The 15,685-nt window shown below is 64.3% G+C and carries 15 protein-coding genes and 1 tRNA gene; 4 read left to right on the top strand and 12 right to left on the bottom strand.

The genetic code is table 11. The features are described 5' to 3' along the window. Positions 1 to 5 precede the first annotated feature (5 nt). The 3 genes from WA983_RS12685 to WA983_RS12675 form a co-directional block, all read right to left on the bottom strand. Positions 6 to 1,694, bottom strand: a complete 1,689-nt coding sequence (locus tag WA983_RS12685) for a TRAP transporter large permease (RefSeq protein WP_424247854.1) — start codon at positions 1,692 to 1,694, stop codon at positions 6 to 8. 2 nt (positions 1,695 to 1,696) lie between these two features. Next, on the bottom strand, positions 1,697 to 2,308 hold the full coding sequence (locus WA983_RS12680) for a TRAP transporter small permease subunit (RefSeq protein ID WP_424247852.1): 612 nt from the start codon (positions 2,306 to 2,308) through the stop codon (positions 1,697 to 1,699). A gap of 115 nt (positions 2,309 to 2,423) precedes the next feature. Then, positions 2,424 to 3,512 (bottom strand): TRAP transporter substrate-binding protein, encoded by a 1,089-nt coding sequence (locus WA983_RS12675; RefSeq protein WP_424247851.1) that lies wholly within the window; start codon positions 3,510 to 3,512, stop codon positions 2,424 to 2,426. 230 nt (positions 3,513 to 3,742) lie between these two features. On the opposite strand from WA983_RS12675, the gene WA983_RS12670 reads away from it, so the two are divergent. Then, complete coding sequence (locus WA983_RS12670; RefSeq protein WP_424247849.1) at positions 3,743 to 4,972, top strand: MFS transporter; 1,230 nt, start codon at positions 3,743 to 3,745, stop codon at positions 4,970 to 4,972. Positions 4,973 to 4,988: 16 nt separating this feature from the next. After that, complete coding sequence (locus tag WA983_RS12665) at positions 4,989 to 6,245, top strand: CynX/NimT family MFS transporter (protein WP_424247847.1); 1,257 nt, start codon at positions 4,989 to 4,991, stop codon at positions 6,243 to 6,245. Here WA983_RS12665 and WA983_RS12660 read toward each other — a convergent pair. From WA983_RS12660 to hemA, 6 genes are all read right to left on the bottom strand, one after another. After that, entirely contained in the window at positions 6,242 to 7,477 is a 1,236-nt protein-coding gene (locus WA983_RS12660) for an HD-GYP domain-containing protein (protein ID WP_424312131.1), read from the bottom strand. The two genes, WA983_RS12665 and WA983_RS12660, sit on opposite strands and share 4 nt — an antisense overlap. 34 nt (positions 7,478 to 7,511) lie before the next feature. Beyond that, the gene (locus tag WA983_RS12655) at positions 7,512 to 8,144 is read right to left on the bottom strand and encodes a UbiX family flavin prenyltransferase (RefSeq protein ID WP_424247843.1); all 633 of its coding nucleotides are present in this window, start codon (positions 8,142 to 8,144) and stop codon (positions 7,512 to 7,514) included. Beyond that, the gene (gene grxD, locus WA983_RS12650; RefSeq protein ID WP_424247841.1) at positions 8,141 to 8,482 is read right to left on the bottom strand and encodes a Grx4 family monothiol glutaredoxin; all 342 of its coding nucleotides are present in this window, start codon (positions 8,480 to 8,482) and stop codon (positions 8,141 to 8,143) included. The genes WA983_RS12655 and grxD overlap by 4 nt, the downstream gene beginning before the upstream one ends. Before the next feature lie 17 nt (positions 8,483 to 8,499). After that, positions 8,500 to 9,321, bottom strand: a complete 822-nt coding sequence (prmC, locus tag WA983_RS12645; RefSeq protein WP_424247839.1) for a peptide chain release factor N(5)-glutamine methyltransferase — start codon at positions 9,319 to 9,321, stop codon at positions 8,500 to 8,502. A gap of 67 nt (positions 9,322 to 9,388) precedes the next feature. Further along, on the bottom strand, positions 9,389 to 10,468 hold the full coding sequence (gene prfA, locus WA983_RS12640) for a peptide chain release factor 1 (RefSeq protein WP_424247837.1): 1,080 nt from the start codon (positions 10,466 to 10,468) through the stop codon (positions 9,389 to 9,391). Positions 10,469 to 10,550: 82 nt separating this feature from the next. Beyond that, positions 10,551 to 11,828, bottom strand: coding sequence for a glutamyl-tRNA reductase (gene hemA, locus WA983_RS12635; protein WP_424247835.1), 1,278 nt, complete (start codon positions 11,826 to 11,828; stop codon positions 10,551 to 10,553). Between the two features lie 133 nt (positions 11,829 to 11,961). On the opposite strand from hemA, the gene WA983_RS12630 reads away from it, so the two are divergent. After that, a tRNA-Phe gene (locus WA983_RS12630) sits at positions 11,962 to 12,037 on the top strand. Positions 12,038 to 12,105: 68 nt separating this feature from the next. Here the strand turns inward: WA983_RS12630 and WA983_RS12625 are convergent. Both WA983_RS12625 and WA983_RS12620 read right to left on the bottom strand, forming a co-directional pair. Beyond that, complete coding sequence (locus WA983_RS12625) at positions 12,106 to 12,879, bottom strand: NYN domain-containing protein (RefSeq protein ID WP_424247830.1); 774 nt, start codon at positions 12,877 to 12,879, stop codon at positions 12,106 to 12,108. Positions 12,880 to 13,040: 161 nt separating this feature from the next. Continuing rightward, positions 13,041 to 13,694 carry a DsbA family oxidoreductase gene (locus WA983_RS12620; RefSeq protein ID WP_424247828.1) on the bottom strand — a complete coding sequence of 218 codons (654 nt, stop codon included), beginning with the start codon at positions 13,692 to 13,694 and terminating at the stop codon, positions 13,041 to 13,043. A 248-nt stretch (positions 13,695 to 13,942) separates the two neighbouring features. Between WA983_RS12620 and WA983_RS12615 the strand changes: the two genes are divergently transcribed. Continuing rightward, on the top strand, positions 13,943 to 14,572 hold the full coding sequence (locus WA983_RS12615) for a pseudouridine synthase (RefSeq protein WP_424312130.1): 630 nt from the start codon (positions 13,943 to 13,945) through the stop codon (positions 14,570 to 14,572). Here WA983_RS12615 and WA983_RS12610 read toward each other — a convergent pair. Further along, positions 14,556 to 15,685: hypothetical protein (locus WA983_RS12610; protein ID WP_424312129.1), on the bottom strand; the 1,130-nt coding region annotated here is incomplete at its 5' end. The two genes, WA983_RS12615 and WA983_RS12610, sit on opposite strands and share 17 nt — an antisense overlap.

Genomic DNA, 15,685 nt, shown 5'->3' with positions numbered 1-15,685 from the left:
AGGCCCTACTTGAACATACTGTTGTAGTCCTGATCCGAGGGCTCGCTCGCCTGGCCCCCGGTATCGGCACCATAGCCACCGAAGTTGCCCATATCGAGCTTGACGTCCTCGATGTTCACCTGGGGCCGGTCCGCCTTGTAGTGCGTGACCATGCCGGGATACAACAGCACCAGGATCACCATGGCGATCTGGATCACGATGAAGGGGATCGAGCCCCAATAGATATCGCCGGTGGTGACCTTGGCGATGGTCTTGCCGGTGATCCGATCCTGGTAGTCTTCCTTGGGCGCCACCGACCGCAGATAGAACAGCGCGAAACCGAACGGCGGGTGCATGAAAGACGTCTGCATGTTCACGGCCAGCAGGATGCCCAGCCAGATCAGGTCGATGCCCATCTTGTCGGCCACCGGCCCGATCAGCGGCACGATGATGAAGGCCAGCTCGAAGAAGTCCAGGAAGAAGGCCAGAACAAAGGTCAGCAGGCTGACCACGATCAGGAAGCCCATCTCGCCGCCCGGCAGGCCCGTGAGCAGATGCTCGACCCACAGGTCGCCGTTCACGCCACGGAAGGTCAGGCTGAACACCGAGGAGCCGATCAGGATGAACACCACGAAGCAGGTCAGCGTCGTGGTGGTGTCCATGGCCTGGCGCAGCAGCGTGAAATTCAGCCGTCGCTTGATCATGGCCATCACCAGCGCACCGACCGCGCCCATGGCGCCGCCTTCGGTCGGCGTGGCCACGCCGATGAAGATCGTGCCCAGCACCAGGAAGATCAGTGCCAGCGGCGGAATCATGACGAAGGTCACGCGCTCGGCGATCTGCGAGAGCAGCCCCAGACGCAGGATCTTGTTGACCCCGGCCATGACGAAAGCCGCCACGCCCCAGAGAAGGATGCTGGTGACGATCAGTTCGTCCACGTGCGTCCCGTCGTCCAGCAGCAGTTCCACACCCACGACGGAAATACCGACGGACAGGGCCATCAGCACCAGCAGCGAAGGGATGCCGTGCCCGCCGCTGGGCTCGATGAAGGTGCGCGCCTCGGGCGGGATGGCGGGTGCCGATTTCGGCCTGAACAAGGCGATCGCAACGACGTACAAGATGTACAGCCCCGTCAGGGCGAAGCCCGGCAGGAAGGCACCCTTGTACATGTCGCCAATGGAGCGGCCCAACTGGTCGGCCAGCACGATCAGCACCAACGAGGGCGGGATGATCTGCGACAGTGTGCCGGAGGCCGCGATCACGCCGGCCGCCAGCTTGCGGTCATAGCCGTAGCGCAGCATGATGGGCAGCGAGATCAGCCCCATCGAAATCACCGAGGCAGACACCACGCCAGTCGTCGCCGCCAGCATCGCACCCACCAGAACGACCGCGATCGCCAGGCCGCCGCGCAGCGGACCGAACAACTGGCCGACAGTCTCCAGCAGATCCTCGGCCATGCCGGAGCGTTCCAGGATCAAGCCCATGAAGGTGAAGAACGGCACCGCCAGCAGGGACTCGTTGCCCATCACGCCGAACACGCGCTGGGGCAGGGCCTGGAACAGCGCCGGAGACAGCAGACCCAGGTCGATCCCGATCAGGCCGAACAAAATCCCGTTGGCTGCCAGGGAAAAAGCCACCGGAAACCCCAGCAACAGCAGGACCACCAGCATGCCGAACATGATCGGCGCCATATAAGCCAGTAACAATGCTTCCATGGTCAGTGCCCCTCATGCGAGGAGGACTCGCGCTGTTGCGCCTCGCGGGCGATTTCTTCGGCGAGCAGTTCCTCGGCGGACTTGCCCGTGTGCACGTCGCGGGGATCAGGGCAGCGGCCAAGCAGACAACCGATGCTCTTGATCATGTGCGACACGCCGGCAGCCACCAGCAGGGCAAAGCCGATGGGAATCAGCAGCTTGGCCGGCCAGCGGATCAGGCCGCCCGCGTTCGAGGATTGCTCGTGGTTCACGTAGGCGTCCATGAAGAACGGCCAGGACAGCCACATGATGAGCCCGCAGGCGGGCAGCAGGAAGAACAGCACGCCGAAGACTTCGATCCAGAGTTGGGTGCGCCGCGAAAAGCGCGAGGCCAGGACGTCGACGCGGACGTGTTCGTTCTTGAGCAGGGTATAGCCGGCCGCCAACAGGAAGATGGCGCCGAACAGATACCACTGCAATTCGAGCCAGGCATTGGAACTGACGTTGAACAGCTTGCGGACCGTCGCATTGATGGAACTGACGAGAACGGCAAGCAGGATCAACCAGGTCACGGCCCGGCCCACGCGGCGATTGACGGCGTCAATCGCTCGCGACAGGGCGAGAAGTGCATTCATGGTGAGAGCCGATGAAAAAGGGGTTGCACCCGGACACGCGCAAGCCCCCTCGAGGGGGGCTAGCGCGTGAACCGGTCATGAGCGGCCTTGAAAGAAGGCCGGCACGAGGCGTCGATTACTTGGCGGCCGTGGCCATGTATTGGTCGAAGCTGCCTTCAGCAATGCGGAACCACGGGATTTCATGGTCGCGGAAGCCCATGTAAGCGTCATGGATCTTCTTGAATCCCGCATCCTTGGCGGACAGCTCCGCGTAGGTTTCCTGGGCGGCCTTGTAGCAGGCGTCCATGACGGGCTTCGGGAAAGCGCGCAGCTTGGCGCCTTCGGCGATCAGGCGCTTGAGGGCGTTGGGGTTCTCGGCGTCGTAGGTCGCGATCATGGTGTTGGTCGCCAGGGCGGAAGCCTGGTCCAGCACAGCCTGATAGTGCTTGGGCAGGGCTTCGTACTTGTCCTTGTTGACGTACAGGGACACCTGCAGCGTGCCTTCCCACCAGCCGGGGAAGTAGTAGAACGGCGCCACGCGGTGGAAGCCGAGTTTTTCATCATCATAGGGGCCGATCCATTCGGCCGCGTCGATGGTGCCCTTTTCCAGGGACGGGTAGATGTCGCCGCCGGCAATCTGCTGCGGCACCACGCCGAGCTTCATCAACACCGCGCCGGCGAAGGCCGCCGTGCGGAACTTCAGGCCCTTGAGATCATCGACCGTCTTGATTTCCTTGCGGAACCAGCCACCCATCTGGGTGCCGGTGTAGCCGCAGGGGAAGTTCACGATGTTGAACTTGGCGAACATCTCGCGCAGCACCTGCAGGCCGCCGGCGTGACGCACCCAGGCGTTGTACTGGCGGGTGTTCAGGCCGAAGGGCACGGCGCCGTCGAAGCACAGGGCCGGATCCTTGCCGAAATAGTAGTAGGACGCGGTATGGCCGCATTCGACCGTGCCGTTCTGCACGCCGTCGAGCACACCCAGCGCGGGCAGGATTTCGCCACCAGGAAAGGCGCGGATCTGGAACTTGCCCCCAGTCGCCTCGGAGACGAACTTGGCGACGTTTTCGCCACCGGAATAGATGGCGTCGGCGCTGCGGGGGAAACTGGAAGCCAGACGCCACGTGAGGGTGGGCGATTCCTGGGCGAAGACGGGAGCGGCCAGGGTGGCGCCGCCAGCGGCCGCACCGAGGGCAGCCTTCTTGAGGAAGGAACGACGTTGCATGAGAGAGAGCCCCTAAGTTGGTTGGTAAACCGGTTAAATGTGCCGCTTTGTAAACGGCTGAGAGCGCGTGCATGATGCACGAAACTTGAAGCCTCTCGCAATCGGTAATAACGCCTAATCTGATCTCTGATTGAATCTGCCAATTTCCATGAAGGGAATAGGGAAACTCACCCACTGCGCCGCATCCGGGTCGCATTCGGGTCGCATTCGGACACAGCCGCGCCTACCGTATGCGACAATGCCGATTTGGTCATCACGACCCTTCCGGCGTGCCTCCCTCCTCCGATTCCTTCAGCCTGGCGCGGATCGCCCTGCCGGCATTTGGTCCTTCCCTGCTTTTCGGCCTGGGCGAAGGCGCCATCTACCCCGTCCTCGCCCTCAGCGCCCGCGAACTGGGTGCCAGTTCCGCACAAGCCGGCCTGATCGTCGCCCTGATCGGCATCGGCTCGATGCTCGCCAACCTGCCGGCCGCTGCGCTGACCAACCGCTACGGCGAACGCCGCGCCATGATCGGCGCCGCCGCTTTCAGCCTGGCCGCGCTGGTGCTGTGCCTGATTGCCCGTACCCCCTGGACCTTCGGCCTGGGCGTCCTGATGGTCGGCCTGGCCAGTTCCGTCTTTCTGCTGGCTCGCCAGACCTACCTGATCGAGGCCGTACCGCCCCACATGCGCGCGCGCGCCATGTCCACACTGGGAGGCACCATGCGGGTGGGGCTGTTCGCAGGCCCCTTCATGGCTGCCGGCTTCATCCACCTGCTGGGGCTGCAAGGGGCCTACTGGGCCGCCATTCTGGCCCTCTTGGGCGCCGGCATCCTGGCCTTCAGCGTCCCGGATCTCGAACCCCGCGACCGCACCGCGCACCGCAACGCCCCGCCACTGTCCCTGGCGGACCTGGCTCGCGCACACGCAGGCGTCCTCCTGACACTGGGGGTGGCCACCGCGCTGGTTGCGGCGATCCGCGCCTGCCGCCAGATCGTCATCCCGCTCTGGGCCGATCAGATCGGCCTGGACGCCACGCAGACCGCCCTGATCTACGGCATCATGGGTGGCGTGGACATGCTGCTGTTCTATCCCGCGGGCCGGATCATGGACCTGCACGGCCGCCACTGGGTCGCCCTGCCCTGCATGCTGATCATGGGTGCCAGCCTGATCGCCATTCCCTGGACGGCGGGATTCGTCGGCCTGCTGATGGTCAGCATGGTGCTGGGCGTAGGCAACGGCATCGGCTCGGGCATCATCATGACCATCGGCGCCGACGCCTCCCCGCCTGGCGACCGCACCCGGTTCCTGGGCCTCTGGCGGCTGATCACCGACCTCGGCGGCGGCGGCGGCCCCTTGCTGATGTCCGCCGTCACTGCGGCGCTGTCACTCGCCAGCGGCATCACCGCCATCGGCGCCCTGGGCTTCGTCGCCGCCTGGATGTTCTGGCACTGGCTGCCCCGTAAAACCGCTTCTCCCTGACCCTCTCTGATCGCCCATGCCGCTACACGCCGACCCTGAATCCCGCACTGCACCCGAGATCCATGCCGCCGTGCGCGCGGCCCTGTTTCTGGTGCTGGTCGGCATGTGCGCCGCACTGCACATCTGGAAAGTGCCCCCGGCCCTGCCCCAGTTGCAAGCCGAATTTCATCTCAGCCTGGTGGAATCGGGCTTCCTGCTGTCGGCCGTGCAGCTCGGCGGGTTGATCCTGGGCCTGCCGATCGCGCTGGTGGCCGAACGCATCGGCCTGCGCCGCTGCGTTCTGATCGGCCTGGCCATCCTGGCGGCCACCTCGATGCTGGGCGCCCTGCTGGACACCAGCCTGCTGGTGCTGCTATGCCGCGCCGCCGAGGGCCTCGGCGTGCTGATGGTGGCCATGCCGACTCCCGCGCTGATCCGCCGCCTCGTGCCGCCGGACCGGCTGAGCCGCATCATGGGCCTGTGGGGCAGTTACATGCCGCTGGGCACCGTAGTCATCCTGCTGACGGGGTCCTGGGTGCTCAGTGTGGGCAGTTGGCAGTTGCTGTGGTCGCTGCTGGCGGCGCTGACGCTGTGCTGCCTGCTGCTCACCGCACACCTCGTGCCGCCGGACCCCGTTGCCGCCTCCGATCAGCCACGGCATTCCCCGGTGCAGTTGACCCGGACGACGCTGGGTTCGTTGAACGTCTGGCTGCTGGCCCTGACCTTCGGCCTGTATGCGGGCCAGTGGATCGCGGTGATCGGTTTCCTGCCAACGATCTACGCCGTCCAGGGCGTCGGCGGCACCACGGCGGGGCTGCTGACGGCCATCGTCGCGGGCGTCAACGCGATCGGCAATCTAGCCGCCGGCCGCCTGCTGCATCGCGGAGTACCCGGCTGGCAACTGCTGGTGGCCGGGCTGGCCACCATGATTCTGTGCGCCTGGGCTGCGTTTGGCGCCGGTCTGCCCGCATCAGGCCAGTTCGTGGCCGTGTTGATGTTTTCCATGGTGGGCGGCCTGGTGCCGGCCACGCTGTTCGTGCTGGGGCTGACCCTGGCGCCCAGCCCGCAGACGACCTCCACGACCATCGGCTGGATGCAGCAAGGCTCGTCCCTGGGTCAGTTCGCCGGACCGCCCGTGGTGGCCTGGGTAGTCAACCGGGCAGGCGGCGACTGGCAATGGACCTGGACCGCCACAGGCACCTTCGCCGCCACGGGCATCGTCCTGGCGGTGCTGATCGGCTTGCGTGCACGACCCCGGACAGCCGGAGCCGGTTCGCCTCCGTCCAGATCCTAGAGAATGGACGGCACGGGCAAGCCTGATTGGGCCCAGTCCACCGGCGCGACCACGGGCAGGACGCGGCTGGGGCAGTCGGGATCGGCCAGATTCACCCGGCGCTCCGGGATGGCGTGGCTCCAGCGGATGGAATAGAAGATCTTGACCACGGGCAGTTCCGGCGTGTCCGGGTTCTGCTCCACCACCAGACCCAGCTCGCTCTGCGTCAGACTGATGATGGACCCCAGCGGATAGCGCCCCACCGTACGCACGAAGGCGCCCAGCACGTCCATGTCGAACTGGCCCGAAGACTTCAGCATCTTGAACAGCGCGAAGGCGGGGTCCCAGCCTTTCTTGAAAGGCCGCGTCGAGGTGACTTCGTCGTAGTAATTGCAAATGGCGGCCATCCGGGCCAGCAGGCTGGTGTTCTCGCCAAGCAGCCCGTCGGGGAAACCCTTGCCGTCGGCACGCTCGTGGTGGTGCAGACAGACGTCGATGACCTCGGGGGGTACGCTCGAGTCCTGGCTCAGCACCGCGGCACCGCTGCCCGGATGCTTGCGCAGCAGTTCCTGCGGCGGCTGGATCGGGCGGCCGAGCTTGCCGGGCACCTCGTCGGGATCACGAATCTTTCCGATGTCGTGCAGCAGGCCGGCCATGCCGGCCAGACGCACCTGTTCGTCGGACAGCTCCAGGGTCCGCGCCAGCGCGGTCATCAGCGCCGACACCGCCACGGAGTGCGCGTAGAGATACTGGTCGGCGCGCTTGATGCGGGCCAGACTGGTCAAGGCGTCCGGATGGCCTTCGATGGAATCGGCCATGTCCTGAACCAGGCCCTCGATCTGGCGCAGGTCGATCTTGCCCTCCAGTTCCGCATCGGCGAACAATTGCTTTACTTGTTCACGCGAGCCATCGATGATGTCCTTGGCGTCGTCAAAGGCCTGTTGTTCGGGTGTGAGCGGCTGCGACGGAGATTCAGCGGCATGCGACTTCGCGGCGGAATGCGCCGCGCCGGGCGCCGGAGACGCAGACTGAGGCTCAGGCGCGACGGCGTCCGGCCCACCGGAGCGCAGGTCGATGCCCCGGTTGGTGTCGATCAGCACCCACTCCAGCCGGGACGTCTGCAGCCTTTTCAGCTTGCGTTCGTTCTGGATCAGAAAGCGCGAACGCCAGAAGGAATGATCCAGGAAAGAGCCACCCAGGTCATGCACGTACATGCCGACGCACAATTGGGACACAGGGACTTTTTTGATCATGCTCACATTCCGGGAAACAGGTGGGGGCGGCACATCAAGCAGCCCCGGCACCCTGCGAGTGGCGGATGCCCGGCTCATCGAGACCTTCCCAACGCGGTCCAGGCACGAAAATATCGAAAAACTCCAGCACACGGCAGGCAGTGTGGTCGATCAGATCGTCCAGCGTGGCCGGGCGCAGGTAGAACGCCGGCAAGGGCGGGAAAATCACCCCGCCCATCTCGGTCACCGCCGTCATGTTGCGCAGATGCGCCAGATTGAAGGGGGTTTCACGCACCATCAGCACCAGCCGACGGCGTTCCTTGAGGGTCACGTCCGCCGCCCGCGTGATGAGGTTGTCCGACAGGCCGTGCGCCACGGCCGCCAACGTCCGCATGGAACAGGGCGCCACCACCATGCCGGCCGTGCGGAAACTGCCACTGGCCAGCACCGCACCCACGTCGCGGAAACTATGGACGTGATCGGCCAGGGCATGCACGGCCTGACGATCCAGACCCAGCTCGTGACGGACGTTCAGCACGCCGGACGGCGACATGACGAGATGGGTTTCCACCCCACCGTGCGCCCGCGCGATTTCCAGCAGCCGCGTGGCGTACCGGACGCCGGTCGCACCGCTGATGCCGACGACCAGACGCTTGACCGGATCAGAGGCCCCCGCAGGGGAACTCACTCGATCGCCCCGGCGTCCTTCAGCAGTTGAGCCAGTTCACCGTTCTGATGCATCTCGTTCATGATGTCGGTGCCACCGATGAACTCGCCCTTGACGTAGAGCTGGGGAATCGTCGGCCAGTTGGCATAGTCCTTGATGCCCTGACGGACTTCGGGATCTTCGAGCACGTTGAAGGTCACCAGCTTGGTGACGCCGATTTCCTTCAGGACCTGGATCGCGCGGCCCGAAAAGCCGCATTGCGGAAACTGGGCCGTACCCTTCATGAACAGGACGACCGGATGGCCGGTGACCGTTTCACGGATGAAATTCTGGACTTCGGACTGGACTGCTTCGCTCATGGTGGTCTCGCTTAAAATCAAAAATGCCCCCGGGTGACGCGTTCGATGCCAGACAGGTCCCGCTCGCTGGCGACGTCGGCGAATCCCCGGTTCAAAAACAGGGACCGGACGGCCGCCGCCTGGTCCCAACCGTGTTCCACACACAGGGCTCCGCCCGGAGACAGATGATCCGGCGCCCCCTGCACGATGTCGCGCAGGGCCTGCAGGCCATCGGCCCCATCGGTCAGGGCACCCGCGGGTTCGAAGCGCAGATCGCCCAGCCCCAGATGCGCGTCCTGCGCGTCGATGTATGGAGGGTTCGAGACGATCAGATCGAAACGCGCCGAACCCAGTTCTGTATCGTACCAATTCCCGTGTGAAAACCATAGTTGCGCCCCCAGGGCGCGTGCGTTCTTTCGCGCCACGTCCAGAGCTTCGGCGCTGCAGTCGGTCGCCCGCACGCGCGCGTCGGGCCGCTCCAACGCCAGCGTCACGGCCACGATGCCGCTGCCCGTACCCAGGTCCAGTACGCGAGGTTCACGCACGGACCGGATCGCCCGCAGGCCGCATTCGACCAGCAGTTCGGTGTCCGGCCGGGGGATCAGCACCGCCGGGGTGACCTGGAAATCGCGGCCGAAAAACTCCCGGCTGCCCAGGATGTAGGCGATCGGCTCCCCCGCCAGCCGGCGCGCTTCCAGCGCCTGGTAGGCGACGACACGCACCGGATCCAGGGGATCGGCGTCATGCGCGATCAGCCAGGCGCGCGACACGCCCAGCACCCGCTGCCACAGCAGATGCGCCTCCAGGCGCGGCAGCGGGCTGGCTGCCAGAGCGGCGCGCAGGGTCGTCGGCGCGCTCATGGCCGACGGATACCGGGCGCGGCCGCAACGCGCCCGCCCCCAGGGCTTGAGCGTGGTTTCATGATGTTCAGTCCAGCGCCAGCGCGGCGAGCTGTTCGGCCTGGTGCTCGGCCAGCAGGGCGTCGGTCAATTCACCCAGGTCGCCGTCCATCGTCTGCGCCAGCTTGTACAAGGTCAGATTGATGCGATGATCGGTGACCCGCCCCTGCGGGAAGTTGTAGGTGCGGATGCGCTCGGACCGGTCGCCGGAGCCCACCAGGCTCTTGCGCTGGGCCGCCTCGCGGGCATGGACTTCCTGCTGCTGACGATCCTTCAGCCGCGCGGCCAGCACCTGCATGGCCTTGTCCTTGTTGCGGTGCTGCGAACGGTCGTCCTGGCACTCCACCACCAGGCCGGTCGGCAAGTGCGTGATCCGCACCGCCGAATCGGTCTTGTTGATGTGCTGCCCCCCCGCCCCACTGGCGCGGAAGGTATCGATGCGCAGATCATTGGCATTGATCTGGATGTCGGCCTGAGGATCGGCCTCGGGCATCACCGCCACCGTGCAGGCCGAGGTATGCACCCGCCCCTGGGATTCGGTCTCGGGCACGCGCTGGACGCGGTGGGCGCCGGACTCGAACTTGAGCCGGCCGTAGACGCCGTCGCCTTCGATATGGGCAATGACTTCCTTGTAACCGCCCAGTTCGGATTCGCTCTCGGACATCAGTTCCACCCGCCAGCCGCGCAGTTCCGCGTAGCGGGTGTACATGCGCAACAGGTCGCCTGCGAACAGGGCGCTTTCGTCTCCCCCCGTGCCGGCGCGGATTTCCAGGAAGATGCTGCGGTCATCGTCCGGGTTCTTCGGCAGCAGCAGGATCTGCAGCTCGTCCTCCAGCGCCTCGATGCGCGCATCGGCGCCCGCCAGCTCTTCTTCGGCCAGCGCCTTCATGTCGGGGTCGGACAGCATGTCCCGCGCCGCGTCCCGGTCATCACACGCGCGCTGCCAGGATTCGAAGACCCGCACCACCGGCTCCAGCTCGGCGCGTTCGCGTGTCCATTTGCGAAAACGGTCCATGTCATCGGCGCTGTCCGGCTCGGCCAGCAGGGCATCGATCTCGGCCAGGCGGTGGCCGAGCTGTTCCAGTCGGCTGCGCATCGAACTTTTCATGGGGGAAGTTCCGGGGAATCACAAGAAAGCCGGCACCCGGCCCGCGCGGGACCGGATCGGCACGAAGAAAAGGAGATCGCCGCTACCGGCGACGCGCGCCGGATTCGGGCAGCAGGCGGGGCAACAGCGACAACATCTGGTCGCGCTCGGCGCCCTCGCTGCGGTTCAGCGCAGCCAACGGGCCGTGCATGTATTTGTGCGTCAGGCTGTGCGCCAGCAGTTCGAGCACGGCTTGAGGATCGTCACCCCGCGCCAGCAGCCGCCGGGCACGGTCCAGTTCGGCCAGACGCAAGGCGTCGGCGCTTTGCTGGTAGTCGATGATCGCCGGCACGATTTCGCGGTTGCTGAGCCAGTGCATGAAATGCCGCACCCGCGCCTCGATGATGGCTTCGGCCTGGACCACGGCGGCGCGGCGAGCGTCGGTGCCGGACTGCACCATGCGCCCCAGATCGTCGACCGTGTACAGATAGACGTCGGCCAGACGACCGACCTCGGGTTCGATGTCGCGCGGCACGGCCAGATCGACCATCACCATGGGACGGTGGCGCCGTGCGCGCGCAGCCCTTTCCACCATCCCCAGGCCGAGGATGGGCAGGGATGAGGCCGTACAGGAGACGATCACGTCGAATTCGGCCAGGTGATCCGGCAGTTCCGACAGCTTCAGGGTGCGGGCGTCGAACTGGGCGGCCAGGGTCTCGGCGCGCTCCAGCGTGCGGTTGGCCACCGCGATCTGACGCGGGCGCACCGCAGCGAAGTGGGTGGCGCAGAGTTCGATCATCTCGCCCGCGCCGATGAACAGCACGTTGCTACAGGACAGGTCCCCCAGCACGCGTTCGGTCAGGCGCACGGCGGCGGCGGCCATGGACACCGAATGCGCGCCGATGGCCGTCTGCGAGCGGACTTCTTTGGCGACGGAGAAGGTGCGCTGGAACAACTGGTGCAACAAGGTGCCCAGCGTGCCGGCCTGTTCGGCCGTGCGCACGGCGTCCTTCATCTGGCCCAGGATCTGCGGTTCGCCCAGCACCATGGAATCCAGGCCGCTGGCTACGCGGAAGGCATGGCGTACGGCGTCGTTCTTCTGGTACTGATACAGATGGGGCGTCAGCAGGCCGGCTTCCAGCCGGTTGAACTCTGCCAGCCAGGCCGGCAGTTCCGGCGCAACGCCGGGATCGGCCGCACAGTAGATTTCCGTGCGGTTACAGGTGGACAGAATGGCGGCTTCGCGCACGCCGCTGCCAAACGTGGAACGCAGGGCCGCCAGCGCGGGCTGAACCAGATCGAGCGGAAACGACACGCGTTCCCGCACCGAAACCGGAGCGGAAACGTGGTTCAAGCCAAAGGTCAGGACGTCGACGGACATGCCCGCAAGAAGTAGTTGCACACGATGATGGACTGTATTATAGGACGCCACGCGCGGTCATGGAACGCCGACCGTCTCGTTTACGCCTCGTTGTCTGCACAGGATCAATTTTTCATGTATGATTCTGCGTCTTGGCCCGGTAGCTCAGTCGGTAGAGCAGAGGATTGAAAATCCTTGTGTCGGTGGTTCGATTCCGCCCCGGGCCACCAAATACATGAAGCCCTTGATTCCGAATGGAATTGAGGGCTTTTTGTTCTGGGCACAGCACCTGTTGCATTCAGTGCTTAGCATTCACCACGCTCACCGACCAACCACCAGCGCTTTCCTTGTGGACGGCAAGCAGGTCATACGTTTTCAACATTTCCAGCAAGCCTGTGTATCCGTAGGTCTTAGGGGAAAAGGCGGGGTCAGTGCGCTTAAGATATTGCCCGAGCTGGCCAAGGTGGACCTTGTCGTCCACCGACTCACTCGCAAGCAAGGTGACCGCCTTTACAACAAAGATTGGCCGTTGCTGGGGTTTTGTCTTGTTATTTGCAGTGCCTTTGGTATCCACCGCCTTTTGCCTGGTGTCTTCTGAACCTGCCTCGCCAAGCGGGGTGGCTGTACCATCCTCTCGAATCCATTCAAAGAATTGATCACTGGCATTGCGAAGCGCGCTTGGGGTTTTAGGCTCACCGATGATGTAGACCATAGACCCACGTTCGCGCAACTTGCGGCAAAGATAGGCAAAGTCCGAATCGCTGGTGACCAGGCAAAACACATCAGCCCGCTCGTCAAACAGGGCCTCCAGCGCATCCAGCGCCAAGGCAAGATCGGCAGTGTTCTTGCCAGAAGCATACTGATATTGCAGGCAAGGGGAAAAGGCAGAAGAGACCAGCACATCGCGCCACCTATCAGCCAGGGTTCTCTGGTTGCCATAACCACGTCGGATCGTGGCACGTCCAAACTGAGCCGATATCAATAGTGCATATTCGAGGATTTCTGGGGGAACATTGTCACAATCGATCAAAATAGCGACACGAGATTCTTCATCTGCCTGTATGTGGTTCACGGTAATCTCCCCCCATTTTTAGCGATTGTCAGAAGCAGGAACGCTATGCGGCCATACAGGTAGCGCAGCCCAAATCCCCAGTTGCGATGGTGACCAGCCTCGCTTTCTCTGAGCACCACGACGATCTGGCTTTCGGCAAATCTGCTTTTCTCCAAGGGCGCTTACGATGCGAGGGCTCCGGCCACCTGCCGCAACGCACGCTCGAAGACCTCGGGGGTTTGCCCGCCCTGGATGAGATGCCGGTCATTCAGGATGATGGAAGGCACGGAAGTGATGCCTTGCTGTGCATAGAAATGCTCACGTTCGCGCACATCCGCCGCGAACTCGTCAGAATCCAGGATCGCGCGCGCGCGTCCGGCATCCAGCCCCGACTCGCCGCACAACCTGACCAGCACATCATGCGCGCTGGGATTCTCGCCATCCGTGAAGTACGCCTTCAAGAGCGCATGCTTCAATGCCAGCTGATGCCCTTCAAAGCCGGCCCAATGCAAAAGCCGATGTGCATCGAAGGTGTTGTACGTGTGCGTGCGCTTGTCCATATTGAACGTAAAACCGACTTCAAGACCACGCGCCGTGATGAGCTCGCCGTTGTGCCGCACCTGTTCAGGCGTCATTCCGTACTTGCGCGACAGGCGCTCCACAGTATCCTGCCCCTCGGGCGGCATGTCCGGATTCAACTCGAAGGGCTGAAAATGAATCTCCGCCTCGATCTCGCCCTGGAGCCTGGACAAGGCGCTTTCCAGCGAGCCGAGTCCCACCGCGCACCATGGACAGGACACATCCGAGACGAAATCGATCTTGATCCGGGCGGTCATGTGCGACTCCTGCAAAGACGGATGGCGGTGTCTCCATTCTATCCGACGGCGGCCTCGGGAACAGGGCTTTGGACGCCGGCACACTCGCTTTTCAAAAGACTCGGCATGCATGCCGGTTTGCGTCCCTTTCGGGATCGTACCCCCGGCCACCAAGTATCATGAAGCCCTTGATCCCAGATGGAATCAAGGGCTTTTTGTTTTGGGCAGATACCTATGGCCACACACGCCCATGCCCCAGGAAGGCTCACATGACTGATGGAACCCCGCCGCGACGTCCCCAACCCGGCGGTGCACGCCGGACACCCCGGAAACCGCCTGCGCGGTCTCGTCTGCTGGTGCTCAACAAGCCTTTCGACGTGCTGACCCAGTTCAGCGACGACCAGGGCCGCGCCACGCTCAAGGACTTCGTCGATGTCCCTGACGTCTACCCGGCCGGGCGTCTGGACCGCGACAGCGAGGGCCTGCTCCTGCTGACCAACGACGGCCGTCTGCAGGCACGCATCGCCGATCCCCGGCACCGGATGGCGAAAACCTACTGGGTGCAGGTCGAGGGGGAGCCGACCGAGGCCCAACTGCAGCACCTGCGGACCGGCGTAACGCTGAAGGACGGCCCCACCCTGCCCGCCCAGGCCCGCCGGCTGCCGGAACCACAGCTCTGGCCGCGCAATCCGCCGGTGCGTTTTCGCAAAAGCATCCCGACCGCATGGCTGGAAATCACCATTCACGAAGGCCGCAATCGCCAGGTCCGGCGCATGACGGCCGCCGTGGGACTGCCCACCTTGCGCCTGGTGCGCATCCGCATCGGCCCCTGGGGCCTGGAAGACCTGCCCCCCGGCGCATGGCGCGAGGTCGATTCCCGTGTCAGTCCTTCCCCGTGACGCCCTCCACGCTGGCGTAGGCTTCAATCTGCTGGCCACGGAGGGATTCGACCAGCTTTTGCACCGCGATGGTGGCACCCTTGCCTGCTGTGTTGCCATAGATCAGCCGTGCCAGTTGACCGCCCAGGTAGGGGTGAAAGCCCAGATCGTACAGCGCCCGAAAATCACGTTGCTCGATGGCCTGGCGCTCTTCGGGGCGCATGGGGTAGCGATCCAGCACGTCTGATTCGTGGGTGGCAAAGCGCGCCCGGAGTTGAGGGTCCCATTTCAGATCCTGCACCAGATCATGCGAGGCGAGGCTGGGATCAAAGGCCGTCAGCAGCGTAGGTGCCGTGGTGACCGGGCCGGGATCGCGTACGGGCAGCGGCTGGTCGACCGTGCGGCTCAGATCCCATAGAACGGCCCCGATCCCGCACTTGAAGTTGCTATGCAGGACATAGTCGGACTGCGCGCCGTAGCGCGGGCCCGTCAGGCCGGCCACCACCACCCAGGCCAGTACCTCCATGGTGCCCCCGGAGCCGGCCTGCTCCATGCGGGCGACCGTCAGTTCTTTGAGCAGCATGTCGTGGTCGCCACTGGCCATCAGTTCCATGAACCAGAGGTCGAATTCCTTGTCGATGTACCAGTAGCGCGCACCGCCCGGCTCATGGCTCAAGCCACCCGAACCCAGCACCGCCACGCGCAGGTCGGCGGGCATGTCATGGGCAATCACGTCAGCCAGGGACTGGCCCAGCGCATAGCATTGGTGCGTATCGGGCAGGGGCGGAACAGTACAGTTCTGCAGAATCGGGACCACGGTGATGTCACCCTCGTCGAGCTTCATGTGCAGCGCCGGGATCGAGAGGTTATCGTCAAAACGCAGATTGTCGCGTTCGGCATGCATGCGGTGGCCGCGCCGGTTCAGTCCGCGCAACACGGCCTCAGCGACCGCAGGGTTGCCCTTGACCTGATAGTCGCGACAGCCCAGCCACTCTTTGTACCATTCGTAGGGGCCGACATGCATCGGTGCCATACCAATCAGAAAATCCGGGTAAGCACGCGTGCGGCTGTTGGCCAGGTGATCGTTGCCGATGACGATGAGGACATCGGGTTTGGCTGCGAGCAGGCTGGTAC

The sequence above is a fragment of the Castellaniella sp. genome, assembly GCF_049650445.1.
In the GTDB taxonomy this organism is placed as follows: domain Bacteria; phylum Pseudomonadota; class Gammaproteobacteria; order Burkholderiales; family Burkholderiaceae_B; genus Castellaniella.
This window is presented reverse-complemented; position numbering and strand designations above follow the sequence as displayed.